At 57.5% G+C, this 23,856-nt stretch carries 28 protein-coding genes; 15 read left to right on the top strand and 13 right to left on the bottom strand.

Annotation, left to right across the window (positions count from 1 at the left end; genetic code table 11):
- Window positions 1–60 precede the first annotated feature (60 nt).
- Window positions 61–1,323 carry a translation initiation factor 2 gene (locus tag HALTADL_RS06610; RefSeq protein ID WP_245708496.1) on the top strand — a complete coding sequence of 421 codons (1,263 nt, stop codon included), beginning with the start codon at window positions 61–63 and terminating at the stop codon, window positions 1,321–1,323.
- A 24-nt stretch (window positions 1,324–1,347) separates the two neighbouring features.
- On the opposite strand, the gene HALTADL_RS06605 is transcribed toward HALTADL_RS06610, so the two are convergent.
- From HALTADL_RS06605 to phnG, 9 genes are read right to left on the bottom strand one after another with little or no spacing between them, the layout of a single operon-like run.
- Complete coding sequence (locus HALTADL_RS06605) at window positions 1,348–1,743, bottom strand: hypothetical protein (RefSeq protein WP_218143708.1); 396 nt, start codon at window positions 1,741–1,743, stop codon at window positions 1,348–1,350.
- Window positions 1,744–1,750: 7 nt separating this feature from the next.
- A complete protein-coding gene (locus HALTADL_RS06600; RefSeq protein WP_089673555.1) occupies window positions 1,751–2,560 on the bottom strand; it encodes a sugar phosphate isomerase/epimerase family protein in 810 nt (269 codons plus the stop codon).
- A complete protein-coding gene (locus HALTADL_RS06595; protein WP_089673556.1) occupies window positions 2,557–3,843 on the bottom strand; it encodes an alpha-D-ribose 1-methylphosphonate 5-triphosphate diphosphatase in 1,287 nt (428 codons plus the stop codon). The genes HALTADL_RS06600 and HALTADL_RS06595 overlap by 4 nt, the downstream gene beginning before the upstream one ends.
- On the bottom strand, window positions 3,840–4,610 hold the full coding sequence (locus HALTADL_RS06590; RefSeq protein ID WP_089673557.1) for a phosphonate C-P lyase system protein PhnL: 771 nt from the start codon (window positions 4,608–4,610) through the stop codon (window positions 3,840–3,842). The genes HALTADL_RS06595 and HALTADL_RS06590 overlap by 4 nt, the downstream gene beginning before the upstream one ends.
- Window positions 4,607–5,437 carry an ATP-binding cassette domain-containing protein gene (locus HALTADL_RS06585; RefSeq protein WP_089673558.1) on the bottom strand — a complete coding sequence of 277 codons (831 nt, stop codon included), beginning with the start codon at window positions 5,435–5,437 and terminating at the stop codon, window positions 4,607–4,609. The genes HALTADL_RS06590 and HALTADL_RS06585 overlap by 4 nt, the downstream gene beginning before the upstream one ends.
- Entirely contained in the window at window positions 5,434–6,600 is a 1,167-nt protein-coding gene (locus HALTADL_RS06580) for an alpha-D-ribose 1-methylphosphonate 5-phosphate C-P-lyase PhnJ (protein ID WP_245708498.1), read from the bottom strand. The genes HALTADL_RS06585 and HALTADL_RS06580 overlap by 4 nt, the downstream gene beginning before the upstream one ends.
- Window positions 6,593–7,870, bottom strand: a complete 1,278-nt coding sequence (locus HALTADL_RS06575; protein ID WP_089673559.1) for a carbon-phosphorus lyase complex subunit PhnI — start codon at window positions 7,868–7,870, stop codon at window positions 6,593–6,595. The genes HALTADL_RS06580 and HALTADL_RS06575 overlap by 8 nt, the downstream gene beginning before the upstream one ends.
- The gene (gene phnH, locus HALTADL_RS06570; protein ID WP_089673560.1) at window positions 7,870–8,451 is read right to left on the bottom strand and encodes a phosphonate C-P lyase system protein PhnH; all 582 of its coding nucleotides are present in this window, start codon (window positions 8,449–8,451) and stop codon (window positions 7,870–7,872) included. Before phnH ends, HALTADL_RS06575 begins: the two co-directional genes overlap by 1 nt.
- Window positions 8,448–8,891, bottom strand: a complete 444-nt coding sequence (gene phnG / locus HALTADL_RS06565; RefSeq protein WP_089673561.1) for a phosphonate C-P lyase system protein PhnG — start codon at window positions 8,889–8,891, stop codon at window positions 8,448–8,450. The genes phnH and phnG overlap by 4 nt, the downstream gene beginning before the upstream one ends.
- A 389-nt stretch (window positions 8,892–9,280) precedes the next feature.
- Between phnG and HALTADL_RS06560 the strand changes: the two genes are divergently transcribed.
- The 4 genes from HALTADL_RS06560 to HALTADL_RS06545 are packed head-to-tail and all read left to right on the top strand — an operon-like array spanning window position 9,281 to window position 12,609.
- Window positions 9,281–10,126, top strand: coding sequence for a PhnD/SsuA/transferrin family substrate-binding protein (locus HALTADL_RS06560; protein ID WP_245708499.1), 846 nt, complete (start codon window positions 9,281–9,283; stop codon window positions 10,124–10,126).
- Window positions 10,127–10,156: 30 nt separating this feature from the next.
- Window positions 10,157–10,954, top strand: coding sequence for a phosphonate ABC transporter ATP-binding protein (locus tag HALTADL_RS06555; protein WP_089673562.1), 798 nt, complete (start codon window positions 10,157–10,159; stop codon window positions 10,952–10,954).
- The gene (phnE, locus tag HALTADL_RS06550) at window positions 10,951–11,949 is read left to right on the top strand and encodes a phosphonate ABC transporter, permease protein PhnE (RefSeq protein ID WP_089673563.1); all 999 of its coding nucleotides are present in this window, start codon (window positions 10,951–10,953) and stop codon (window positions 11,947–11,949) included. Before HALTADL_RS06555 ends, phnE begins: the two co-directional genes overlap by 4 nt.
- Window positions 11,950–12,609 carry a DapH/DapD/GlmU-related protein gene (locus HALTADL_RS06545; protein ID WP_089673564.1) on the top strand — a complete coding sequence of 220 codons (660 nt, stop codon included), beginning with the start codon at window positions 11,950–11,952 and terminating at the stop codon, window positions 12,607–12,609.
- Window positions 12,610–12,719: 110 nt separating this feature from the next.
- Here HALTADL_RS06545 and HALTADL_RS06540 read toward each other — a convergent pair whose 3' ends face one another.
- Complete coding sequence (locus HALTADL_RS06540; protein WP_089673565.1) at window positions 12,720–13,628, bottom strand: PhoU family transcriptional regulator; 909 nt, start codon at window positions 13,626–13,628, stop codon at window positions 12,720–12,722.
- Window positions 13,629–13,822: 194 nt separating this feature from the next.
- Between HALTADL_RS06540 and HALTADL_RS06535 the strand changes: the two genes are divergently transcribed.
- The 7 genes from HALTADL_RS06535 to HALTADL_RS06505 all read left to right on the top strand — a co-directional run bounded on the left by HALTADL_RS06535 (window position 13,823) and on the right by HALTADL_RS06505 (window position 18,469).
- On the top strand, window positions 13,823–14,836 hold the full coding sequence (locus tag HALTADL_RS06535) for a phosphate signaling complex PhoU family protein (RefSeq protein WP_089673566.1): 1,014 nt from the start codon (window positions 13,823–13,825) through the stop codon (window positions 14,834–14,836).
- Between the two features lie 357 nt (window positions 14,837–15,193).
- Complete coding sequence (locus tag HALTADL_RS06530; RefSeq protein ID WP_089673567.1) at window positions 15,194–15,499, top strand: AbrB/MazE/SpoVT family DNA-binding domain-containing protein; 306 nt, start codon at window positions 15,194–15,196, stop codon at window positions 15,497–15,499.
- The gene (locus HALTADL_RS06525; protein WP_089673568.1) at window positions 15,496–15,933 is read left to right on the top strand and encodes a PIN domain-containing protein; all 438 of its coding nucleotides are present in this window, start codon (window positions 15,496–15,498) and stop codon (window positions 15,931–15,933) included. Before HALTADL_RS06530 ends, HALTADL_RS06525 begins: the two co-directional genes overlap by 4 nt.
- Window positions 15,934–16,245: 312 nt before the next feature.
- Entirely contained in the window at window positions 16,246–16,644 is a 399-nt protein-coding gene (locus tag HALTADL_RS17655; protein WP_245708500.1) for a helix-turn-helix domain-containing protein, read from the top strand.
- A 6-nt stretch (window positions 16,645–16,650) separates the two neighbouring features.
- Window positions 16,651–16,989, top strand: a complete 339-nt coding sequence (locus tag HALTADL_RS17955; protein WP_089673569.1) for a type II toxin-antitoxin system PemK/MazF family toxin — start codon at window positions 16,651–16,653, stop codon at window positions 16,987–16,989.
- A 282-nt stretch (window positions 16,990–17,271) separates the two neighbouring features.
- Window positions 17,272–17,964, top strand: coding sequence for a nucleotidyltransferase domain-containing protein (locus HALTADL_RS06510; protein WP_089673570.1), 693 nt, complete (start codon window positions 17,272–17,274; stop codon window positions 17,962–17,964).
- The gene (locus HALTADL_RS06505; protein WP_089673571.1) at window positions 17,957–18,469 is read left to right on the top strand and encodes a DNA-binding protein; all 513 of its coding nucleotides are present in this window, start codon (window positions 17,957–17,959) and stop codon (window positions 18,467–18,469) included. The genes HALTADL_RS06510 and HALTADL_RS06505 overlap by 8 nt, the downstream gene beginning before the upstream one ends.
- Before the next feature lie 246 nt (window positions 18,470–18,715).
- Here HALTADL_RS06505 and HALTADL_RS06500 read toward each other — a convergent pair whose 3' ends face one another.
- Both HALTADL_RS06500 and HALTADL_RS06495 read right to left on the bottom strand, forming a co-directional pair.
- Entirely contained in the window at window positions 18,716–19,303 is a 588-nt protein-coding gene (locus tag HALTADL_RS06500) for a hypothetical protein (protein ID WP_143054183.1), read from the bottom strand.
- A 192-nt stretch (window positions 19,304–19,495) separates the two neighbouring features.
- Entirely contained in the window at window positions 19,496–20,020 is a 525-nt protein-coding gene (locus HALTADL_RS06495; protein ID WP_143054184.1) for a hypothetical protein, read from the bottom strand.
- Window positions 20,021–20,294: 274 nt separating this feature from the next.
- On the opposite strand from HALTADL_RS06495, the gene HALTADL_RS06490 reads away from it, so the two are divergent.
- Window positions 20,295–21,041, top strand: a complete 747-nt coding sequence (locus tag HALTADL_RS06490; protein ID WP_100190877.1) for a hypothetical protein — start codon at window positions 20,295–20,297, stop codon at window positions 21,039–21,041.
- Window positions 21,042–21,155: 114 nt separating this feature from the next.
- Here the strand turns inward: HALTADL_RS06490 and HALTADL_RS06485 are convergent, their stop codons facing one another.
- Window positions 21,156–22,322 carry an ISH3-like element ISHla1 family transposase gene (locus HALTADL_RS06485; protein ID WP_009486633.1) on the bottom strand — a complete coding sequence of 389 codons (1,167 nt, stop codon included), beginning with the start codon at window positions 22,320–22,322 and terminating at the stop codon, window positions 21,156–21,158.
- 116 nt (window positions 22,323–22,438) lie between these two features.
- On the opposite strand from HALTADL_RS06485, the gene HALTADL_RS06480 reads away from it, so the two are divergent.
- Both HALTADL_RS06480 and HALTADL_RS17245 read left to right on the top strand, forming a co-directional pair.
- Entirely contained in the window at window positions 22,439–23,086 is a 648-nt protein-coding gene (locus tag HALTADL_RS06480) for a PrsW family glutamic-type intramembrane protease (RefSeq protein WP_089673888.1), read from the top strand.
- A gap of 107 nt (window positions 23,087–23,193) precedes the next feature.
- Window positions 23,194–23,757 carry a hypothetical protein gene (locus HALTADL_RS17245; RefSeq protein WP_143054202.1) on the top strand — a complete coding sequence of 188 codons (564 nt, stop codon included), beginning with the start codon at window positions 23,194–23,196 and terminating at the stop codon, window positions 23,755–23,757.
- Window positions 23,758–23,856: the final 99 nt, after the last annotated feature.

Here is a 23,856-nt window from a genome sequence, read left to right as displayed (position 1 = left end):
GACGGAGAGGTCGGCTTACAGTACGAGTTTCATTTATACTACTAGTCATACATCCGAACAATGGAAACCATGGTATCGGTCGACGACAACAATGAAACGATGACCGAGATCGTTACTGCGTTCGTCCGAAACCGTGGTGAGGTGCTTGTGACTCGTCGCGGAGCCGACGCCGAGGTCGATTCGGGGCGCTGGGATGGGATCTCCGGCTCGCTTGCGACCGGCTCGGGGAGTCGGGTCGACGCCGGCCGTCGACTCGTTCGTGATCTCACCGGGCTCTCGGGGCTCACGCTTGCCTACGCAGGCGAATCGTTCACTGTCTCGGATGGCCGCGAACGGACTGTCCACCCGGTGTTGTTCGACACACCGAGCCGCGAGATCGGCTCGATCGATGGTGTCGATGCGGTCGACTGGATCGCTCCGACCGCGATGCTCGACCGCGAGACCGTTCCTGGGCTCTGGGAAGCCTACCAGCAGGTCGCGCCCTCGGTGACGACGATTGCGGCCGATACGGTTCACGGGTCGGCGGCGCTCTCGATTCGGGCCCTCGAAGTGCTTCGGGATCAGGCAGCGGTAGTCTCAGAGTGGAGTGAACTCGTCGAACCAGCCCTCGCACTCCAGGATTCTCGGCCGAGCATGGCGGTGTTGGCAAACCGGATCAACCGCGTGATGACGACCGCAGAACAGTCACCAGCCGCGGTTCACGACCGGGCTCTCGACGAGATCGGGGCGGCACTCGATGCCGATGCCACCGCCGCGTCGACGGCCGCAGATCGACTCTCGGGACCGATTGCGACACTCTCGCGATCCGGGACAGTCGGAGATGCCCTCATCGAACTCGGTGAGGCGGTCACCGTCGCCGAATCGCGACCGGATCGTGAGGGGATCGAGGCCGCCGAATCGCTGGCGGCCGCTGGGCTCGATGTGACAGTGACGACCGACAGCGCACTGCCAGCGATCCTCTCGGACCGGGAGTTCGGTGCCGTCCTCGTTGGTGCAGATACGATCCTTCCGAATGGGGACATCGTCAATAAAGTCGGAACGCGTGCGCTCGCTCTGGCCGCAGACCGCGCTGACGTGCCTGTCTATGTGGTTGCAGCCCGCGATAAGGTCGCCACTGACGACACATTCCATTCGGAGTCAGGTCCAGCAGCCGCAGTCTACGACGGAAGCGAGGCGATCTCGGTTTGTAATCCGATCTTCGATCTGACACCGGGGGATCTCATCACCGGTGTCCTCACAGAAGACGGTCTGCTCGATCAGCGTGGAATCAAGGTCGTCGCAGCCCAACACCGGTCGAACGCCGACTGGATGTCGGATCTCTGAGAGAGCGACTGTGGGATCGGTGGGTCAGGCGTCGATCCAGTCGACCCCGAGTTCGTATCGCGTCACCTCGTCGACACGGGTCCCGAGCGAGAACTCGAAGCTCGCGGTCTCGCTGACGTCGATCGGTTCGACAGGTTGGACGCCGGACTGATGAAGCGTTTCCTCGGATTCATTTAAAAACGCACACGAGAGCTGTGGCACTCGGCCATCGGGAGTAATCGGGCTCTCGCCACCGTTTTTGGCCGTAACGTCGACAACCACCCGCGTACCTGACGGTGTCCCCTGTATTTCGTAGTCGTGGCTCAGTTCCAGTGGCGTCTCGTTTCTCACCACGTCTCCGGCTACAGTCGATCCCAGACAGCCAGCAGCCACTGTTCCGCAGACTGTTGCTGCCATCCCGAGCACAGTTCGTCGTTTCATACTGGGTTCAGTTGTCGGCTGCAAGTGTTGTCTCCGGGACAACCGGCTCGGCACCAACCGACCGAGCCACGTCGTCGACAGATTTCGTCTCGAAGACGAAGTAGTCGGCCGGAACGTGCTCGACGATTGATTCGTGGTCGACCAGTGGCTCATGTTGATCTGCAGTGCCATCGTTGTCGTGGAGGTGACAGACCCGAATCCGGTCGCCAAAGCGGTCGACAAACGCCTCCCAGTCGTAGCCGTTGACCTTCGCGTGGCCGACATCCAGTGTCACACCGAAGTATTTGGGAACCACGTCGACCTCGTCGAGTACTGCTGCAAGATCGGCTGGCGTGGTGGTATACCGGCGTTTCGACCGGCTTTTGGGCTGGTTTTCCAGACAAATCGGGACGCCAATGAGTTGGGCGTACTGGGCACATTCAGCCAGTGACTGGAGGGCGTTCTCGTGGGCGGCGCTCCGAACCCACTCGGGGTAGCGGTGGGGAACTGAGCCACCGTGGACGACGACCGCCCCGGCACCCGCGGTCGCAGCATCGTCGATGGTCTGTTTGACCTGGTCGACTGATGCCTGTCGGGAGGCCTCGTTGATACTCCCGAGATTCCAGTCTCGGAAGGGGGCGTGGTAGGTGACCGAAACATCGTACTGATCGGCCAGTTCGCCCAGTCGCTCGGGGGTCGGTGCCTCGGGATGGCCGTAGAGATACTCGCGTTTGAGTTCGATGTGGTTCAGTCCCCGATCCGTGATGTAGTCGAGAAACTCCGGGACGTTGGCATCAAACCGGATATCCATTGCTGCGCCGAGTCTGCGGTCGGTCATCGCTTGCCTCCAAGCGTTCCATCTGCTCGATACACCGGCTGTCCACCCACGATTGCTTGAGTGACTGTCGGCGTCGGTTCGCTGTCGACGACTACGAGATCGGCCCGTTTGCCGGCTTCGAGACGACCTCGATCCGCGAATCCAATAGCGTCGGCAGGCGTTGCAGTCACCCGTCTGATCCGATCTGCCAACGGTTCGCCGGTTTCGACGAACGCGCCCGCCAGAAGTGATGGTGGATGGTAGTCGGCGACGAGGATATCCACGACACCGGCTTCGATGGCGTCGACTGTCGCAAGATTCCCCCACTGACTTTCGCCACGAACCAGGTTCGGTGCGCCCATCGCGGTGTTCATGCCGCGTTCGGCAGCCCGCTCGGCGGTCGCCATTGTGATCGGGTACTCGGTAATGTCGACGCCGACATCGGCAAGTCGGGCTACTTCCTCAGGGTCTTCGTCATCGTGAGAGGCCGTGACCGCCCCGGCGTCGTGGGCCCGCTCGATGACCTGCTGGACTCGTTTTCGGATGGTCGACATCGGAACGTCGCCCCGCTTTTCGATGATTCGGTCGGCCTCCTCGACGGTGTGGTCGGTCGACTCCGCGTAATACTCGCGGAACGACTCGATGTTTCGGAACTGCCCCTTGCCGGGGATGTGGCTCATCACCGAGACGAGATCGGCGTCGCCGTTTTCGACGACAGCCAGTACTGCTTCGACGCACTCCGGTTGGGTGACCTCACATCGGGCATGGAGCCGGTGGTCGACTAGCAGCCCGTTGGCGGCGGTAATCGCCCCAGTGAGTTCGGCGGCCAGCTCCGGTGACCGATCGGCGTCCTCATCGAGTTCGAAGGAGATTGCGTGGAACTTCGTCGTAATCCCGGCGGCAACGTTGGCCCGATCGGCCGAGGCAAGCGCCATCGGCGTCGACATCCGGGCTCCCGATCGGGGATGAAGATGACCCTCTATATCGTCGCCGTGGAGATCGATCAGTCCGGGAAGCACGTAACGCCCATTGGCGTCGATCACTCTGTCAGCGTCTGTGTCGACATCGCCAACCTCGACAATCCGGTCGCCTTCGATTCGAATTCCCCCCTCGATGACCGTTTCTGGGGTAACGACCTGCCCACCGACGACCGCAAGCGAGTCGACTGTTTGGGTGTCTGTCGTGGCTATCGAACCAGTCGATGCAGCCTCACCGATCGGTGTGGTTTCGCCGGTCGATGCGTCCTCGCTGGTTGGTGTGGTTTCGCCGGTCGATGCGGTATCGCTGGTCGTAGAGTTGGTCATCTCACCACCTCCCCGTCGTAGTCGTCGACCGGAACGACCCCTTGGAGTTGCCCGTCTTCGAGCATGACAACTCGGTCGGCAACCGCCTCGATGACCGCCGTATTGTGGAACACACCGATGACGGTAGTGTCGGCGTCGAGATACTCCCGCAAAAGATCAATCGCAGCCTGTCTGGTGTCGGGATCGAGCGCGCTGGTCGGCTCGTCGAGCAACAGGAGATCCGGTTTCGGGGCGAGTGCTTGGGCGAGGTTGACTCGCTGTCGCTCGCCGCCCGAGAAGGTCGCGGGATATGCCTCCCACAGCTCCTCGGGAAGTCGGAGCCGAGACAACAGCTCCCGGGCTCGTTGGCGGGCCTCCTCGGCTGGAACACCCTGTTCGCGGAGGGGACGCGAAACCACGTCGACCGCGGGAACGCGTGGTATCTCATCGAGGAACTGAGAGGTGTAGCCGATCGCGGTGTTTCGGAGCCCGATGACTGTCTGGTCGTCACAGGAAGCGAGGTCGACCGATGAATTGTCCGATGAATTGTCTGATGAACTGTCGACCAAGGCGTTGCGATGATACACGACCCGACCGCCTGTCGGATCGTAGGTCCGGTAGAGGCATTTCAACAGTGAGGATTTGCCGCTGCCGGATGCTCCGACGACCGCGAGGAACTCTCCCTCGCGGACATCGAACGAGACGTCGTCGAGCCCGACGACTTGGGTGTCGCCGAGAACGTGCATGTCGAAGGTTTTGGACAAGCCGTCGACGGTAAGTGCTGTCATATTACTGAATTGATAAGTGTCTGGGTGTATTCGTGGTGCGGATCTTCCATCACGCGGTCGGTGAGCCCCGATTCAACGATGCGACCATGACGCATCACCAGCGTTCGGTCGGCCAGCAGGCGGACGACGCCGAGATCGTGTGAGACGACGACGCAGGCGACGCCCTCCTCGCGCTGGACCTGTCGGAACATATCCAACACGCGGGCCTGGACGCTCACGTCGAGGCCAGTCGTTGGCTCATCCAGCACAACGAGTTCTGGATCGGTCGCGAGTGCGCGTGCGATCTGGACTCGGCGCTGCATCCCACCGGAGTAGGTGCTCGTCGGGTCGTCCATTCGGTCGACCGGAATCTCGGTCGCTTCGAACAGCTCTTGGACCCGGTCGCGAACGTCCTCGTAGGAGCGCCAGCCAGCCGACAGCAGTTTTTCGGCAACGTTGCCACCACCGGTAAACTCGGGATTGAGACCATCCCGGATGTGCTGGTGGACGAGTGCGATATCACTGGTTCGGAGGTCGTGTCGCGTCTCGTAATCGACAGCTAACAGATTGCCGTCATAGCCGTCGTAGTCGACCATCCCGGTGGTGGTGGCATCGGGGTCCCGTTCTAAGGCAAGCTGTTCTGCGAGACTCGATTTTCCCGAACCGGATTCACCAACGATGCCCAGCACCTCGCCTTCTCGAACCGACAGATCGGCCTCAGCACAGGCGACGACGCTTCCACAGTGGGGACACTGGTTCGTCCCGGCACGATCGCCAGTCGACTCAATACAGCGCGAACACCCCTCGCCGTAGACGGTCTGGAGTCCTGTGGCCGAAAGTAGCGTCATTCGGCCTCACCTCCTGGGCTCTTGGTTTTTCCCGCGGCCGTTTTTCGACTCCCGGTGGTTTCGCTGGCCGTTTTCGGCCCCCAGTCGACGCCCCCGCGGTCGAGGTGGTGGTCTTTGGGTAGCTCGGGGTTTTCCCGGCGCTTCGCACAGAAGCTCGAATCGTTGCAGGCATAGCGCGTCTCGAACTCCCGGTCAGTGTTGTTTGTTTCTCGGTCAGTGTCGCCTGCTTCCTCTGAGACCTCCACGAGATAGGTGTCGGTCGACCCACAGGCGTGACACGACTGCCCGCCGAATCGCTCGACGGTGAACTCGCGATCACTGAACGCCAGCGGTTCGACATCGGTGTGCGGTGGGACCGCATAGATGCGGGCCTCTCGACCTGCAGCGAAGACAAACAGATTGTCGGCATCATCGAGTTTCGGCACGTCCCAGCGCGGAATCGGCGAGGGATCCATCAGATACCGCCCGCCGACCATCGTCGGATACCGGGAGGAGATGTTGATTTCACCCCACTCGACGACGTTTTCGTAGAGATGGACCCACATTTTTCCGTAGTTCTTGTGGGCGTGTCGACGCCGGTTGGCCGCATCCGAGGGGTCGACTTTCCGGAGTGCATCGGTGATCGGCACCTGCAAAACGAGGATCTGATCGTCGGTCAGCACTTCCTCGGGAATACGGTGGCGCGTCTGGATCAGATCTGCGTCGGTCGTGTCGGTGGTCGTCTCGATCTCGGCGGTGTTTTCGGCCAGTCGACGGATGTTGGCCGCATTAACGCTCTCGTCGGCTCCCTGGTCGATTACTTTGAACCGGTCGTCCGGTCCCAGAATCGACAGTGACGCCTGAATGCCACCGGTCCCCCAGCCACGGGCCAGTGGCATCGGCCGGGAGGCGTAGGGTACCTGATGGCCGGGGATGGCGACGGCTTTCAGCATCGACCGCCGGACCTCGCGTTTGGTGTGTTCGTCGAGATACGCGTAGTTGTAGCCCGACAGTCCGTCGCTTTCCAGTGCGTCGAGGGTAGCGTCGACAGCATCTGTCTCACCGTCGACTGTGTCAGACGAAACAGTCGTCCCACCGTCGGTCGCTACAGATGACTCATCGGCTGTTCTGAGTTGATACTCGACTGTTTCTGGTGGCTCGTCGGTCATAATCTGGTCAGTCATCGTCGCTTACCTCCGCAACAACTGGTTCCTCGTCAGGCGTTGGCTCGTCGACTGCGCTGTCGGGATCATCGTGCCCGCAGTCGGGATCACTGCTCCCGCTGGCGGAACCATCGTTCCCGCTATCGTCATCACTCCCATCGTCTCGAATCTCAGTGTCGACCTGCCCTGTTTGGCCCACTCCTTTGCGCTCACGGATCGACCGTATCCGGTCGAGTGTCGACTGGAAGGTGACGTAGTGAGGCAGTTTCAGGTGTTCTATGAATCCAAACGAGTCCATCCCGTCGACGACATCGAGCACAAATTCGGGATTCTCGGCCGGTTCTGTGACGCCATCGAGTTGGATGGAGGCATCGAGAATTGTCATCCCGATGGCCTTGCGCTCGTTGCGGCCGAAGGTCAGCCCGTAGCCGAAGGCGAACTGCGGGTCGTCCCGTTTGGCGTACACGGGAACGATCGCCTCCGATTCGCTGACCTCGGTGTGGGTGACTGTCACCTCATCGCCAGTGTAGGGATGCTCGATCGTTACTGGCAGTCGACCGACTCGGACCTCTGCGAGTGTCGGGTGGACCTGACCGTACCCGCGCAGTGCAGAGTAGCCGAGCGCAGTCACCGCACCCGTTTCGCCCCGTGCGAGTTCCTGGAGAACTGCATCGCGGTCGGGTGGGTGTGTTACCGGCTCCCGGGTCGTATCGGTCGGCTCAATCGGCTCGTCGACTGCCAGTTCGTCGGGCTCGTCGGGTTCGTCGATCAACCCCTCCTCGCGGAGCAGTTCCATCACGTTGGTCAGTTTCTCAGGGTCGTCAGCGTTGTCAGGGTCACTCCCCTCGGTCGTCTCCCAGTCCGCAGTCGGATCCTTCGAATCGCCCTCGATCAAGTCAAAATCCAAAAGGCGCTGGGTGTAATCTTTCGTTGGACCGAGGATCTGGCCGCCGGGGACGTCTTTGAACGCTGGCGAGACGCGCCGACTGGCGAGCATCTCACTTGGTTCGACCGGGACGGTCTCATCGAATCGTTCGAGCGTCGACCGGTAGGCCCGAAGCAGGAAGGCGGCCTCGACAGTGTCGCCCTGTGCCTGCTTGACCGCGAGCGCGGCGAGTCGAGGAGCATACAGCCCTCCTTCGCTCATTGCCTGGGCAGTGAGTCGACCCAGCTGTCCGTCCAGTTGGTCGACCGAGATGTCTGTCTCTTGGCCGTCGATCCGCTGTTTTTCGAACAGCTGTTCGGCCCGTTCGATGATCTCCTCGCCGGCAGTGACCGCGACGTACCCCATTAGGCCACCTCCGAGGTCGACGCCGGCTGTTCGGCGGGCCGCTCTATGGTTACCGAGCGCGGAATCGCTGCCACCGTCTCGGCAGCGGTGAAAATAACGTCGACACCACGTGGGTAGGTCGACTGTGCCGCAGCAATCGCATCGAGTTCGGCCGGTGGGAGTCCGACCGAAAGCACTGCGGTCCCGTCGACGCCTGGCCCCGACAGCGAGACGGTGGTGAGGTTGTCGTGGGAGCCAGCGGCGAGTCCCTCGACACGGTAGATAACTGTCGTGCCGTTGCTGGGCTCGATAAGTGAGCCACGCCCACAGTCACGGACGTCAAGGAAGTCGTGATCGCGCGCGTGAACAATATTTGCTTTACTCGGAGCCACCTCGTCGAGTCGACCCTGGGCCGACAGTGCCTCTTTGAGTGTCTCGTCGTCTGTGGCGACACGCACCTCGTGGTCGACGAGCGTCGAAACGACCGCGTAATCGGCTGGATCGGCTACTGTTTCGACAGTTCCTGGTCGACTCATCACGTCCAGTAGCGACCGAAACGTCTCGCGTGTGCCGTGGACTGGATCGACGCCGAGTGTTCTCACTGTTGGTCCTCCATCGTCTCGAAGTCGACGGTGGTGTGTTTGCTCTCGGCCCATCGTTGGGCGCGTTCGGCCTCGCGGTCGGCGGCGGCGGCTTCGAGTGCGGTGGTTATCTCGTCTGAAATCGGGTGGTCGCCCGCGACGGCGGCGTCGACAATTGCCCCCGAGAGGGCGGCCCGTTCGGCCTTTCCGGGGATCATCGCGAACCCTCGGTGGCCGTCCAGTTCGACGGCTGCGGGTGTGACGACAACTTCACCGAGGTTGAACGCCCGGCGCTCGACGGGCTCGACAACCTGCTGCATCAACAGCTGTGGTTGTGGCTCTTGTCTGACGGCGAGTGGTGGGTCGGCTTCGAGGACGTCGTTGGCGAACCGGGCGAGTGTCTCCCCATCGCAGCCTGCGATGAGTTCGAACCGGTCCGAACGGTCATGTGGGTCTACCATGCAGTCGGTCGAGACCAGCCACAACTACTGCATAAGCGTTCGCTGGGTACTCTCTATTGCCAATTCGATTTCGAGGCTCAATCACTGTCCCATCTCTAGGCGTCCAGACCTATCCGGACGAGTCTATACTCGGCTGGTTCGGTGCTGACTCGACCCACGTACTGCCTCTCTGAGACGGTTCCATCCAGACTCTATGCTGCAAATCGTTATCCCGGCTCTTTGTAACCGTTCGGATGATGATAGACGGCACGTCAGCAACAGCAGGTGTAGGGTCGAAAACGAGTCGACGAGGGTATCTCACAAAAGCAGGCCTCGCTACCGGAGCGCTTGCCAGCCTTTCGGGCTGTGCAGGTGTCCTGGGGTCCAGTGATGACATGGATACAGTCACTATGGTACTCACACCGGGGACGCCAGCTGATACCGAACAGCGGTATATGCCCATGAAAAATCTCATCGAAGGGGAGGTCGACGTCAGTGTCGAGATGCAGGTCCCCCAGGACTACTCGGCGGTTCGTCCGGCACTCGAAAGCGAACAGGCCGAGATCGGGATGGACGACATCACGCTCATCTCGAATCCGGACCTGATGGACGTCTACGGCACCACCGTTACCGGCGGCTCGGCGTTCTACTTTTCGATGATGGTCACTCAGCCGGATTCGGATATCGAACAACGAACAGATATCGAGGGACGGACAATGGCCTTCGCCGACCGACTCTCGACGAGTGGCTCCATTTTCGCCCTGTATGCGCTCAAGCAAGCCGGTCTCAATGTCGGCGAGGCACCCGATGGTGACCCGGTCGACTTCGAGGGCAGCTGGTCGAACCACGACATTGCCTTAGAGAAAGTCGGTAACGGCGAGGCCGATGCTGCAACCACCTACGGTGGCAACGGTGTCCCACATATCCCGGAAGATACTGAACTCCCCGACCGTGTCACCGAGTACAGCACCGCCCTCGACACGATCGGCACCGAGACGCCGCAGTTCCGACCGTTCTGGTGGTCATTCCCCATTCCGAAACAGCCAGTGTATACCCGGGCGACCTGGGACTCTCCCTTGCGAGATGAGATTGGTGAGGTGCTTTTGAACTCAGATCAGTCACAGATCGAGCAGTACTACCCCGACGATTACGACGAAGAAGAACTTCCGTTTACAACACTCCGAGATACTTCAATGGAAGACTACGAGCCGGTCATCACCCGACTCAACGATCTCGGTATCGAACTGGGCGAGTAATCGCAGCCATCCTTTCCCCTTTCTTTCAACATGAGTACACTCAAAGTCGAGAACCTAACCAAGGAGTATGGTGACGTAACCGCAGTCGAAGACGTCTCGTTCGAGATCGAAGACGAGTTCGTCGTCCTGCTCGGTGAGTCCGGTGCAGGGAAATCAACCCTGTTGCGCTGTGTCAATGGCCTGACTGAGCCCACCAGTGGTGGTGTCTACCTTGACAACGAGCCATTGGCTGGCTCCCAACCCGAGGTCGGCATGATCTTTCAACAGCACAATCTCGTCGACGGCGTTTCGGCGTATCTGAACGCACTGAACGGTTCGCTCGAACGAACCGGTCTCGTCGAAAGCCTCTTTCAGTGGCAGTGCCGCGAGGACAAAAAACGCGCCTTGGATGCGCTTTCGACAGTCGGCCTGCTCGATGAGGCCCACCAACGGGTCTCCCAGATGAGCGGCGGCCAACAGCAGCGAGTTGGTATTGCTCGTGCGCTTGTCCAAGATCCTGAACTACTGCTGGCCGACGAACCGGTCGCCAGCCTCGATCCCTCCAGTGCTGAGACAGTGATGGGGTATCTGAAGAAAGCCGCCGGTGTCCATGAGGTCACTGCACTGGTGAGTCTCCACCAGGTCAACATCGCCGCCCACTTCGGAGAGCGATTTATCGGCCTGCGGGACGGCCAGTTGTTGTTCGACTGTGGCCCCGAGGACCTCACGCCCGAACGCGTCGACAACCTCTACGGAAACGTCGAAACCGTCGGTCTCGCCGAGACGAGCAGTACGGAGCCGGTCGAGTCCAACAGCGACCAGTCGGACACTCCGAGGGTTCAAGGGTGAGTTCCAAATCATCGGGGGCCAACCGCCTCAAAACCTATCTCGGCTTCGAAGCAACTGGCGACAGTCCAATAGACCAAAAACTCACCGAGATGAAACGCCGCAAGACGATGCGGCGGCTCTACACACTTATCGGCCTCATTGTCGGGACCGGCTTTTTTATCATCTCGCTCCGTTCGGTCGGGTTTTCGATCTCGGAACTAATCACGCAGATCCCACAGTTCATCGATGCACTCGGGGGGTACTTCCCGCCAACGACCTACTACGGAATCCCCTTCGTCGACGTGATGCAGTACTGGGAGTTCATCGTGGCCGAAAACCTGTTTCAGGCCTCGCTTGTCACCGTCTCGATCGCGTTTGCCGGGTCGGTACTCGGGCTTCCTGCGGCGATCTTTTTCGGTGTGATGGCCAGCGAACGCGTTGTGCCCTACCCGTTTAATTTCCTGTTCCGCGGGACGATGAGTCTGATCCGAGCCATCCCGGCGCTCGTCTGGGTGCTCATCCTCATCCCGCTCGGCGGTGTCACTCCCTTTACGGCGACACTCGCCATCATGATCGACACCACCGGCTATCTGGGTCGACTGTTCACTGACGAACTCGAAGAGATTGCCACCGGCCCCATTGAGGGGATTCGGAGCACGGGCGCAAACAAATCCCAGATCATCTCGTTCGGGATGTTGAGTCAAGTGTTCCGCCAGTTTATCGCCTGGATCGCCTTCGATCTCGAACACAACGTCCGGGTCGCCATCGGACTTGGGCTTATCGGAGCCGGTGGTCTCGGTCTCGAACTGGATCTCCAGCGCAGAACGTTCAACTACACCGAGATGATGGCCTGTATCATCCTCATCCTCCTGCTTGCGGGGACCGTCGAACTGTTGAGCCAGCGCGTCCGGTCGTATCTCCGTGACGACGAGGAAATCGAGCAACGCGGTATCATAGAGACGTTCCTCAACGCACCGAGAAAGATCATTGAGTCGACCGCGGGGCGTCGCTCGTAGATGGTCTATATCGACTCACACGGACCCAATCAAACTCGCACGTTAGGACCCGAACCGACACTACACGACCCGGTTTCGATCTCCGAGAGCGAACTCGGCGAGTGGACCGAAGTCCATGCGGGCTCTCGACTCAACGAGTCGACGCTCGGCGACTACAGCTATCTCATGGCCCGGGTCCAACTGGATTACACTACGATCGGTCGCTTTGGCAATGTCGCCGCGGACGTTCGACTGGGAGCGACTAACCATCCCATCGACCGTCCGACAGCCCACCATTTCACCTACCGTTCAGAGCTCTACGAGCTCGGTGCCGACGACGAGTCGATCTTCGAGTGGCGCGCCGACCAGCCGGTCGACATTGGCCACGATGTCTGGATTGGTCATGGTGCAATCGTTCTTCCAGGGGTGACCATTGCCAACGGTGCGGTGGTCGCTGCCGGTGCTGTCGTCACTCACGATGTGCCAGCCTACACTGTGGTTGGGGGCGTTCCCGCAACCCCGATTCGACGCCGGTTTTCCCCCACGGTCGCCGAACGTATCGAGTCGACCGAGTGGTGGCTCTGGGACCATGAAACGCTGGCCGACCGACTCGGCGAGTTCCGCGACCTCGATCGATTTCTCGAACAGTATGCTCCAGAATCTATCGAGACAGTCGACTAATACTGTCGACTGATTCTCTCAGCTCTGTTTGTCGACTAACACTGTTGGCTACCACTGTCGACTGGTCGTCGTCACGAGATTCTTACGAGATTCGCTGCTATCGACGGCTGCTATTCCAGTCCGTGATTTGGTGTGAGCCCCGAATGGAGATTGACTGCGAGTTCGGCGGCATCGGCCCAGTAGTAGATCGCCCGTTCTAAGGCCCGAATGACTGTGACAAGATAGCCATACAGCTCCATATCGTAGGCAGTCACCAGCTCAAACAGTTCATCGATATCCCGGTGGATGGTTTCTTCTTCGCTTCTGAGGTCTGTGTACGCCGAGAGATCACACTCGAACAGAATCGTCGAGAACCTGTCGTTGATGCGATCTCCAGCCCGAAAGATGTCGCCGATCCGTTCTGTGATAATACCTGCTGCTGGCTCTGGCCGCCCGTCGACAACGTCTGCGATGAAACAGGCACGGTCGCCAACGATCTCCAAATTGGTTGCAATACTCGCAAGATCTGCTGCCACGCGGTTACCGGGCCAGTCGGTGGTCAACGTGTAGGATTTGAGCTCCGAAATCACGGCCCCGTAGCGCTCGTTGGTCAGTGATTCGAGCGTGTCAGCCGGTTGTTCGGGCTCACCGCCATCAAAGGCCGTTCGGGCGGCCTCGTACTGTGTCGTCGTGACGGTTTCGAGCCGTTCGAGGAGGGACAGTACTGCTGGTCCACGATCGCTAGGCGAGGTCATCCCGTCGACTGACTCAGGAGCCGAATCACTGTAAAGCCGAGAGATGCCCGTCGTCTCCTCGTAGACTGCCGCATCGTCGACGACGTACCCTTTCCGAACGACACTGTCGGCTTTCAGTGTCTGGAGGATCTCCGAGAGATACTGTTCGGAGATTCCGACTGTCGAAGCGAGATCGGATTTGGTTTCGGGTGCAGTTCGGTCTATGGCTTCGATGACCTGTGCGCGTGTGGCCTCGCGACCCTGTTGTGTCGACGCGAGTGGACGCTGCCAGCGGTGCCGGGACATACCTACCAGTCTGTGCTATCGCTGTTATCAGTACCCCACAGACAATCCGGACGACTATATATTCGTCTAGACCGGCCGTCGACAGCAAGGGATTCGGACGTGGTTCTGTGGGGTGTGTTTGGATATATATTGGTTTAGACTAACATGTACCACTCATATAAACTATAAGATAGGTACTGCCAGAACCACACCGTATGGAGACACGGAAAGTGCAGCTCTCTGGAGGGACAACATACACGGTTTCGCTCCCCAAAGCGTGGGCCCAAGAACACGGTATCGACGCTGGATCGGTGCTCTCGTTGCATCCCAACGGTGACGGCTCGTTGCTTGTCGAGACCCGGATGGACCGTTCGGCTATCAAACGCACCACCACTGTCGATGTTGCGACCGACTCCGAGACGATTCTCCGCCACCGTATCCGGGCACTGCACGCAGTTGGCTTCGATACGGTGACGCTTGTCGACACGACCGGACATTCCGACACGCGGCGTGCAGTCGTCGAAAACACACTTACGGAGCTTTCGGGGTTCGAACTCCTCTCGTCGACTGACACTCGACTCCAGCTCACGAATCTTATTGATGCCGAAAATGTCGATATACGCAAATCGGTACTCCGCCTCCGATTGGTGATGCTTGCGATGCATCGAGATGCGATCGATGCCGTTCTTTCCGACGACACTACGCTCTCCGAACGAGTCATCGAACGCGACAACGAGGCCGACAAACTGTTTGCAATGGTGACTCGCCACTTCCGACGGGCACTGACAGACCTTCATGAGGTCGAGAAACTCGATTACGGCCGTGACGAACTCTTCGAGTACTACTACGCCAGTCGTCAGTTCGAACGTGTCGCCGACCACGCTGTCAAGATCGCGCGGTTCGCCGCAGACCCAGACGCAACAGTCCCTCCTGCGTTCGCCGATCGCCTCGAATCGCTGGCAGCCAGCTCACGGAAGGTGGTCGACACTGCCGGGGATGTTATCCTCACCAATGCCGGTATTGACGCCGCCCATCTGGCACTTGAGCGTCGGAGCCGTCTCAGCGAAGATCTCACCGAGTTAGATCGTGACCTGTATACCCACGATGACCCCGGAGAGGCGTACGTCGTCGGACTCCTCCTCGACAGTATTCGACGGAGTGCCGAATACGGTGCGAATATCGTCGGTATCGCGATCCAACAGACGGGTCGACAGAACGTCGCTCAGTAACTGATTTCACAACAGGGGATGTAATTGTCGACAGTCGACATTTCGCTAATTTGGCCGGGTAGAACACATATCAAACCGGATGGGGTTCGGATCTCGGATAGATGCGTACATTCTTGTATTTCGTCGACCGATCGCTCAGTGGTGGCAGTGAAGAGAGTTACCCCCTCCGAGCCCCTTGTGACGAGGTCTCACACTGAGCCACCATCTTCGATACTGGCCGCCACGTCGTCGTGCGAATCTACTTCCTAGTAAGTCATGCCAAAGTTGACCAGCTGATCTTACTCAACACACTGACTTCGACACAGTGTTGCGTCACCGGTAGTTAGTAGTATCTTGACGAATTAAGTACAACCAACCATGTCAAGTAATACACGAGAGCCGGATGTAGTTCGTGTTTCCCAGAAGGGGCAAGCTACGATCCCGAAGCCACTACGGGAGAAGTTTGGGATCGACACGCCTGGTGAGGTGTTCATTTACGAGGAGGGTGAGCGGATCGTCGTCGAGCCCGTCCCCTCCCTCGAAGAACTGGGCGGCATCCACGCCAGTGACGACCGCGACCGCGGGGAGATGATCGAGACGGTCCGGGAGCGCAAGCGCGAAGAGATGGAACGCGACAAGGAACGTATTGACCGTCTCCGGTCGAGCGGTTCTGGGGACGAATGAGCGCTACGTACGTCTTTGACACCGAGGCGATCATTGCATACCTCTACGACGAACCCGGCCGTGATGTCGTCGAAGAATACCTCACGGAGGTCCGCGACGGCTCCGTTGAGGGGTTGATGGCCGAGACGAACGCTGCTGAACTGTTCTACCTCATCGCCCGGGCCGAGGGCGTCGACGACGGCCCGACACCGGACTCGTTCCGGACCGCGGATCGGGACGTGCGGGCCCTCCAACGGTGGGGTGTCGTCTTGAAACGGGCCAACTGGCGGATGGCGGGTGAGGTGAAGGCGGATGGTCACATCTCACTGGCGGATGCCCACGCCGTTGGGCTTGCAGCCGAGACCGATGGTACTCTCATCGCCGGCGGAGACGATGACTTTGATTCTCTCCCCATCGATGTCGACGTGGTTCGGTTTCGAGACGGTAGCGTGTAACTGATGACTGGCTCTGTTATTTGTACCCGTCATTTTCGCCATTGAGATTCTGTTCCTCATTCGAGAGAGACCACCACGTAATCTATTAATAGATATTGTGTTACCCCCTCCGAGCCCTTTGTGACGAGGTTTCACACTGAGCCACCATCTACTTCCGTCAAATAGGTTCTGTATCACAGGTGCGCCTGTATAAACCGTCTTGATAGAGAAGTTTCAAACTCGGTTAGTTGACTTGACTCGGTAAAATCCTGGAGTAGGATTCAGAGATGCCACATAAGATCTAATAGCTTCTAATACAAATCAATACACAAGATGCCGATCTCTAAAGACAAATTCCAGACCATCGGTGAGGACGGCCCTTCACTGCCGGACCTATCGCCGGACACCACCCAAGGGACAGTGTATCGCTTTCTCGTCGAGCATGCTGATCAAGCGTTCCGACAGCGTGAACTTGTCGACGCTATTGATGTTCCGGCGGGAAGTGTTGGACCGACTCTCAAACGGCTCGAAGAACATGGGCTTGTCGACCACCGAGATCAGTTTTGGGCGATTGCAGACGCCGAACATGGTGTCGCCTCGGCTGGCCTCCACGGTGCTGCGACAGCCGACGAGCTCGATGGTGGGTTCTCCGATGACGCTGTCGACTCCTGGATGGAGACGGCAGTCGATCCCATTGACAGTGACTCAAACCATAGCGACCAAAGAGAGTGATCGGAGGTGGTAGATCAAGGAACGGTGGTGTGGGCACCCGATCCATTCAAAACGGATGGGGGAAACCCACGGCCGTGGCTGGTTGTCTCCGATGAGCGGATGCCGTATCCGGAACAAGAATCTATTGCCGTGGTATTCACAACACAATCACACCATCCGGGGAGCATTACCGTCCCGAATGAAGCGTGGGTACGTGGCGAACCGGGCCAGCAGAGTTACGTCTTACCGTGGACGGTGGCGACTCTCAAGGACAGCCTCCATATCGTTGGTACCCAAGGTTCTGTTACAGATGAGTTCACAGATCGGGTTACCACAGCTACAATCTCCTATTTCGATAATTCGTAGCTACATCTTGCAACTGTATCGTCATATTCGGGCAATGTAATCTATTAATAGATTCTGTGTTACCCCCACTGAGCCCCTTGTGACGAGGTATCACACTGAGCCACCATCCACTTCCGGTACAGCGGTTCTGTGATCGGGGACAGTTGAAATCATAGTGCCACCTCCTCAGTAATCGAATCCCGTGTAGAAAACACGGATAGAGAAGAAGGATCGCGTTCACTATATAAACAAATCGGCTGATAGGTATGAAGTTTAAATAAAAGGCATACCGTATACTTCACTATGCAAAGCAGCTCGAATGTATCTCCTGAGAATGGATCGCAACTTCTTTTCGATATCCCAGCAAAGAACACAGATCTATTCAGGAGCCAGGCGGTTCATGATATCCTTTCATTTTTATCTCGATATCATACCGAAGAGTTCTCTATCACCGAATTAACCGATGCCGTAGCGTACTCACAACCCAGCGTGTCCAAGGCTGTCGACGTCTTAGCCGCCAACGATCTCGTCGTCGACCGCCGCGATGGCAACACTCGACAGGTCCAGATCAATGCCAACCGGCTCTCCCGTCCGGACGATCCGTTCCTGCAGATCCCCCAAGCGGAGTTCCAGCCACCAGTCCGAACCGCTGTCGACCAGCTGCTCGACGAACTCGACACTGTCATCGGAATCGTGCTGTACGGCAGTGTCGCCCGCGGTGAGGCTGACCGACGGAGTGACATCGATTTGTGGGTACTCGTCGACGAAGACCGAATGGCGAATCAACGAACGGCGAACCGAGTTCGGCAGGACCTCGAAGACCAAGAGTTCGATACTGGACGATACGCATACGAGATCGATGTCGAGGGACTCCCAGCCGTTCCAAACTACGTTGACGAGCTTCGGGAGATCCTCAGTGACGGCCTCGTCGTCCACGACACGGAGAAATTCGACACTGTTCAGAGCATGGTCTTCCACGGTGATCTCGATGAGTAATGGGTCTGACCCGAACGCCATTACGGATGCACTCGACGCGGCTATCGATGCGTTCAATGAAGAAGGGTACGGCGTCCCAACCCGAGAAGACGAAATCGACCCGGACGCCGACTGGAAAACCCAACTCACGAAAGCCTGTCGACTCCTTGCAGCGGTCGACCAGATCGCCGAACAGGGATTTTACACTGCGACCATCGAGTTGTGCTTCGGCGCGACCGAACGATCCGTCGAAGCTTTCGCGTTAGCTGAAGGTGGCGACGATCTCAACGACTTCCACGACCACACCTATTGTTACGACCGTGCGACTGCGCTTGGTTTGCTTTCTTCCACAACAACTGATAATCTTCGACACCTGTACGACACGAATCGCACGGACAGTTATTATGGTGGTCGACGGCCCACCGAACGACAAGCAGAGACAATGCGGGAGCTGGCCCGAAGCGTTCACACGTATGTCACCGATCAAATCCGTGAAGGGGGTGTCTGCGTCTGTGATTCCGAGTAACCGAGACGGGGACCAGTAGTATATAATGAATCTATTAATAGAAATCGTGTTACCCCCTCCGAGCCCCTTGTGACGAGGCACCACACTGAGCCACCATCTACTTCCGACAAATCGGGTCACAGACGCACCCTTCAAAAAGTTCTCTAGTGTTCGATATCCAGTGAGCCTCAGTAACCACACGGCGAACAGCGGGGCCTAACCGAGAACTAATTCACATACTCATCAGATACAACTGATGTATGTCTATTAGATAAGACCGACCCAGTAGTGTTCGGTTCCGAGGGCGCCGCTGAACCATACTTCATGGTTCTGCGAGCCCGGATTATATGCCCGCAGTTCGGCATTGCTACCTACCACTGAAATCTCGATTGGACTCGTCCCACCGTGATGATACCAAAACCGTTCAAACAGCGTGATTTGTAATTCTCGACCCCCCGGATAAACGACGTCGATCGCATAGCCACCGAAGTTCATAAAGTATGAGTTCCAGTCTTTGTATTCGACACCATAGGGACTCTCTGCTGGTTCCATATACGCGTTTGCGTCGTAATAGCCACTGAAATCCATGTTCGTCTCGATCCAGTCGGGTGGTCCGTCAGGCAACGCTGTTCCGGCGAGACCGGACTGGCTAATCCGAGACGGCTCGCTGGGAACGTCGTCGCCGTCGACCGCCATGGTCTCGACTTCTTCACTCCGCTGTGGCTCATCGCTTACGGCTGAATCAGTACAGCCGGCCAGCGTGAGGACGCTTCCGCCAGCAATCATCGCCCCCGTCTGTCTGAGTACACGCCGTCGAGAGCTACTTGTAACCGTGGAATCGGGTGAAAAGACCATCTCTTAGCTACGTATCTCGCCGAGACTATTTAAATATATCTTACATTTATTTTGCCTGCATTTTACTATTTTGCAAGTTATATTTTATGTATTAACTATTTATTTAGCGGTCGGTGAGTAATGTTGGATCTGGTACAGACGATCGTGTCGGAGGATGATCGTGGGCCACAACTGTCGACATCGGCGGGTCGGTTAGAAGAGTCCGATCCAGTACTTTTCTATCTGCAACGTTCCACTAATCCATATTTCGTACCCATTTGCGTCGGGTAACGAGACGGTCAAAAACGCATTACTTCCGACCGCTTCGATATGTAACTCTCCCTCAAGGTAGTTGGAGTACTCTATGCTCGTAGCATATACGTGCGTATTAGTAACATCGTCTGGAGTGGTTGCACGAATATTGAACAGCCCCCTGTTTCTGACATAGAAATAATCGCTGTCGAAGTCCCACCCTATTGATTCGTTGTACAATGTCGTGTCGTACCAGCCTTGGTAGGTCATATTTGTCTCGATCCAGTCGGGTGGCTCGTTAGGAACCGATGTTCCGGAGAGCGAAGACTGACCGGCGGGAGCTGGCTCGTCGATCGACTCCTCGTCCCTCTCAAAACTCCTGACTTCCGTACGCTGCTGTGTCTCGTCGCTCGCGGTCGACTCAGTACAGCCAGCCAGCGTGAGGACGCTCCCGCCGGCAATCATCGCCCCTGTTTGTCTGAGCACACGTCGTCGAGAACTGCCTGTAAACGTGGAATCGGGTGAAAAGACCATCTCTTACCTGCTATTATCGCTAAGACTATTTATATTCGATCTATAGCGATGTTTATTTATCATCGACAGTGTCGAACATCGGTATTTGAGCAGAGATGATACAGACCGAATCCCAGAGCGCTGGTCCCACGAGCGAGGATTTCTTATGTTGAGTCGGTACGCAAAACCAAGACAGTATTGCGGGACGATATATTCATACGACCTCCCTGCTGAGGATACACAGTTAATGGCGATTTCGGAGACAGTACAGCGACTGTCGGTTCTTCTCGTGGCCGCCGCAGCCACTGCGGTACTGCTCACCGAGAGTGTGATGGTGTACCGATCGCTCGCTGGTCGACCACTGCTGAGCCAGTTCGGGTTCGATGTTCACTATCTCGTGATGAACTCGGTTCTCATTGCCGCCGCAGGGCTGTTGGGTGTGGCCGCCTATCAGTCGAAAAATATTCTCCTGTTCATCGGGAGCTGTGGGATCGGAAGTTGGACACTCGCACACATTTACTGGACGCTCTACGTCTATCTGGCTGGCCAACCGATTACCTACCCGTCGGTTGCTGAACTCGGGTTTCAGGGGTTTTATATAGTCCTGATCCCGGCGGTCGTCTCTTTACAGCAACGTTCCGGGGCTGACCGACCCGTCTGGTTGGTTGGTACAGTCTTGCTGCTCGTTGGTGCTGTAATCGGCACGAATATGATGTACGGCACGGGCGTTTCGCTGTTCGTCTACACCACGGTGTCGGCCACGCTTGTCGGAACAGTTCTGCTGTTTGGGCTCGCGCTCGTGTTGTATACTCGATACCGACTGTTCGGGGCCGGACTCTGTCTGTTCGCGGCTGCTGACGGGATCTATATCGTGTTGGCCATCAGTAGCCCCGTGCTTTCGGTCCCCTACGTCGATCCAGTCTCAGTACCTCACAAAGCATCCTCGGCTAGCTGTTTCTGCGGCCTGAGTTCTGTGTCGAAGCGGTTGTACTGACGGTCTCGACGAGAGAATTACGGACGGATCGACGGAGAGCTGTCGCTGTCGGCGGCGGTCAGCCGCCGACGCGACAGCGTCGCCACTCACTCCGCTGGCTTGCTCGGTCGGTGGTTAGCGGTGGAATCGGTCGTCAGGTGGCCGATTCGCGGGGACGGCCCGACGCACCGCGAGGGCCGTCCACGCAGCTCGTCGAATCATATTGACGAACTCCTTGTACGGCCACCACCAGAGGCGACGCCCGCCTCGGCGGGGCGTCGCCACATACTCGTAGTGAAGGTACCGCCAGACGTTCTGTAAGAGGAGACTCACCACCACGTACAGCAGCCGTACCGTTGGATCTCGTGTTGTCGTTGTCGCTATCGCTTGCTCAAACAAGCGATAGCTTGACTCGATACCGAAGCGTTTCGAGTAGTGGTATCGAGCGTCCCGTGGTGAGTCGATGAACGGCGCGTCAGCGGCGTAGCCGTGACGCGCCACACCGTTCTCGTCATACTTCCCATTTAGGTACGTACAGTCGATGTAGACGGGAAAATCGACGGTCCAGCTGTGACCGTCGAGTTTCCCCGTCAGATCATGCTGAATGACGCGACTCCATCCTTCCGAGAGCTCTTGCTGAATCGCCTCACCCCACCGGATGATCGGGATCACGTACGCGTAATTGTGCGCCTGAAGCAGCGTGAGACACTTACTGTCGTAGAATCCGCGATCAAGGTAGACGGCCTTGACCCCGGCGTCAAGGCCGTCGAGGACACCGAAGAACTCAGCGAGGACACTACTTGCGGTATCGCCGTCTTTGAGACGGCGTACCGCCAGCGTGTAGCGTTTGTTCTTCACACGCGCGTAGAGTGTGGCATAGGCGTGGAACGCAGTGGTTCCACGCTTCGCTACCGAGTGATAGAGGCCGTCTGTGTCGTCTTCGTCACCGTAGTAGGGCCGCAGGTGGAGGTCTGCGCAGACCTCCACCTGTTCGGGGAGCAATTCATCGAGATCCTTTCGCAGGAGCGTGTTAGCGACTCGTTCGAGCCGTTCCGGCTCGAACTTCGTCCGAAGATGGTAGAGGACCGTGTTCCCAGCGGGTGAGTTCTGGCTCGACGCACAGAGCGTAGAGACAGAGGTCCCGTCGGCGCAAGCGCCGACGAGGACCTCATAGATGTCTTCAGCAGTGATTTCAGCGTTATTGGCTAACGAGAGCGAAACTTCCTCGTCAAGGCGGTTGACGAGAAAGTTAAGAAGCTGGTCCTCGTGGATCTCACCGTCTGCTTGTTTGGTTTTAGACACACCTTCAGCAAGCAGACGTTCTAACTAAGCGGCTTTGTGAAGTACTGAGTCTGGTATCTGAGTGCGACGCTGCTGACTGCCGCACTGATTCGATACCAACGAGCGGGTGTAGTCGAATGATGCTGGCGCTCTCGGTTGCGATCACCGTCCCGCTGTTGTTGTTAGTGCTCCTCGTCGACAACGCCCAGACCCGATTTCTCCTGTTGTTTTTTATTTGGGGGTCGACCGCGGGCTTTCTGGCCTCGGAAATCAACAGCGAACTGCTGGCAGTCGCTGGGATCTCCTTGCAGGCACTCCAAATACAGTTCGCGCCGCTCGTCGAGGAGCTACTCAAAGCGGTGCCGCTCGCAGTGCTGGTAGTCGTCGCTCCGAAATATCTCCGGCGACGGGAGATCGTTCTGGCTGCAGTGTTTGCAGGCTTTGGCTTTAGTCTCGTTGAGAACTTCTCGTATCTCATCCAGCAACAACAGTTGAGTTCGTTTGCACTGACCCAGTATGTGATCACACGAAGTGTGTCGACGACGGTGATGCACGGAACCGCAACCGGTGTCATCGGCGCAACAGTCTACTATCTGTCGGGACAGACGCTCGATCAGTTCGGATTCAAGCCGCTATTCGCACTCTACAGCTACTGTCTGGCGGTACTGCTACATGCGCTTTTCAATATTGTCGTGTTATTTGCAGTCCTCGGCCAGACGGTTGCCATCCTGAGTGGACTCGTGTCGTATCTCGTTCTCTGGGTTCTGTTTCGGACACTCCACTGATTGGGTTTGGAGTGACACTGCAAACCAGCGACAACGAGATTCTTTGAGCCACCGAGTCTACGGTAATATTACAAAAGTTTAATAGATCATTTAACGTGGGTACGTTGATGAAAAACGGTATTAATTCGGTCAATCGACGGGATCTACTTCGAGCAGTTGGGGCGGGGTTGGCAGTCGGCTCTATCGGTACGATAAGTGGGTGTCTCGGCCAAACAAACGGGACCGGGACAACGACCGAAATCACTCGTGAGGAAGCAACGGGAACAGTTGAGGCACCTTATGAGGAGCCATCAGTAGATACGAGCCTTGCAGGCAGTGCAACCGGAGAACCAAGTGGGATCGAGAGTGATAATATGAGCTTTGAAGGCAGGTATGATCCACGGGAGTATAAGCCACGCATCGAGTATCAACCTGATTGGATACACATTTTTAATGCGGGAGGCTATGCAGTTCGAGTAGAGGTATTTGGAGATGACGTTGATGATGGTGAACCAGAGTTAACCCGAGAACTAACTGTCTCTGAGCGCGCTGGATTCAAGGGCTATGGAGATGTCCGGATTAGTGTTATCGGAAGCAGTGAATCACTCGTTATCGACGCTGACCTGAGAGACGTTGAAATCTGGTTGGTAGGGCCTATTCAGGGTGCTCAATACTGGGTCGGGAGTTTTTAACTGACTGGCCAGCAGTGGAAAAGATAATTATTTGTTCTCTCTCGATATTCTGGGGTGTAACCTCTCATAGTACAACTGGAGTTACAGACGCACCAATTC

Origin of the sequence: Halohasta litchfieldiae, from assembly GCF_002788215.1 — an archaeon.
In the GTDB taxonomy this organism is placed as follows: domain Archaea; phylum Halobacteriota; class Halobacteria; order Halobacteriales; family Haloferacaceae; genus Halohasta; species Halohasta litchfieldiae.
This window is presented reverse-complemented; position numbering and strand designations above follow the sequence as displayed.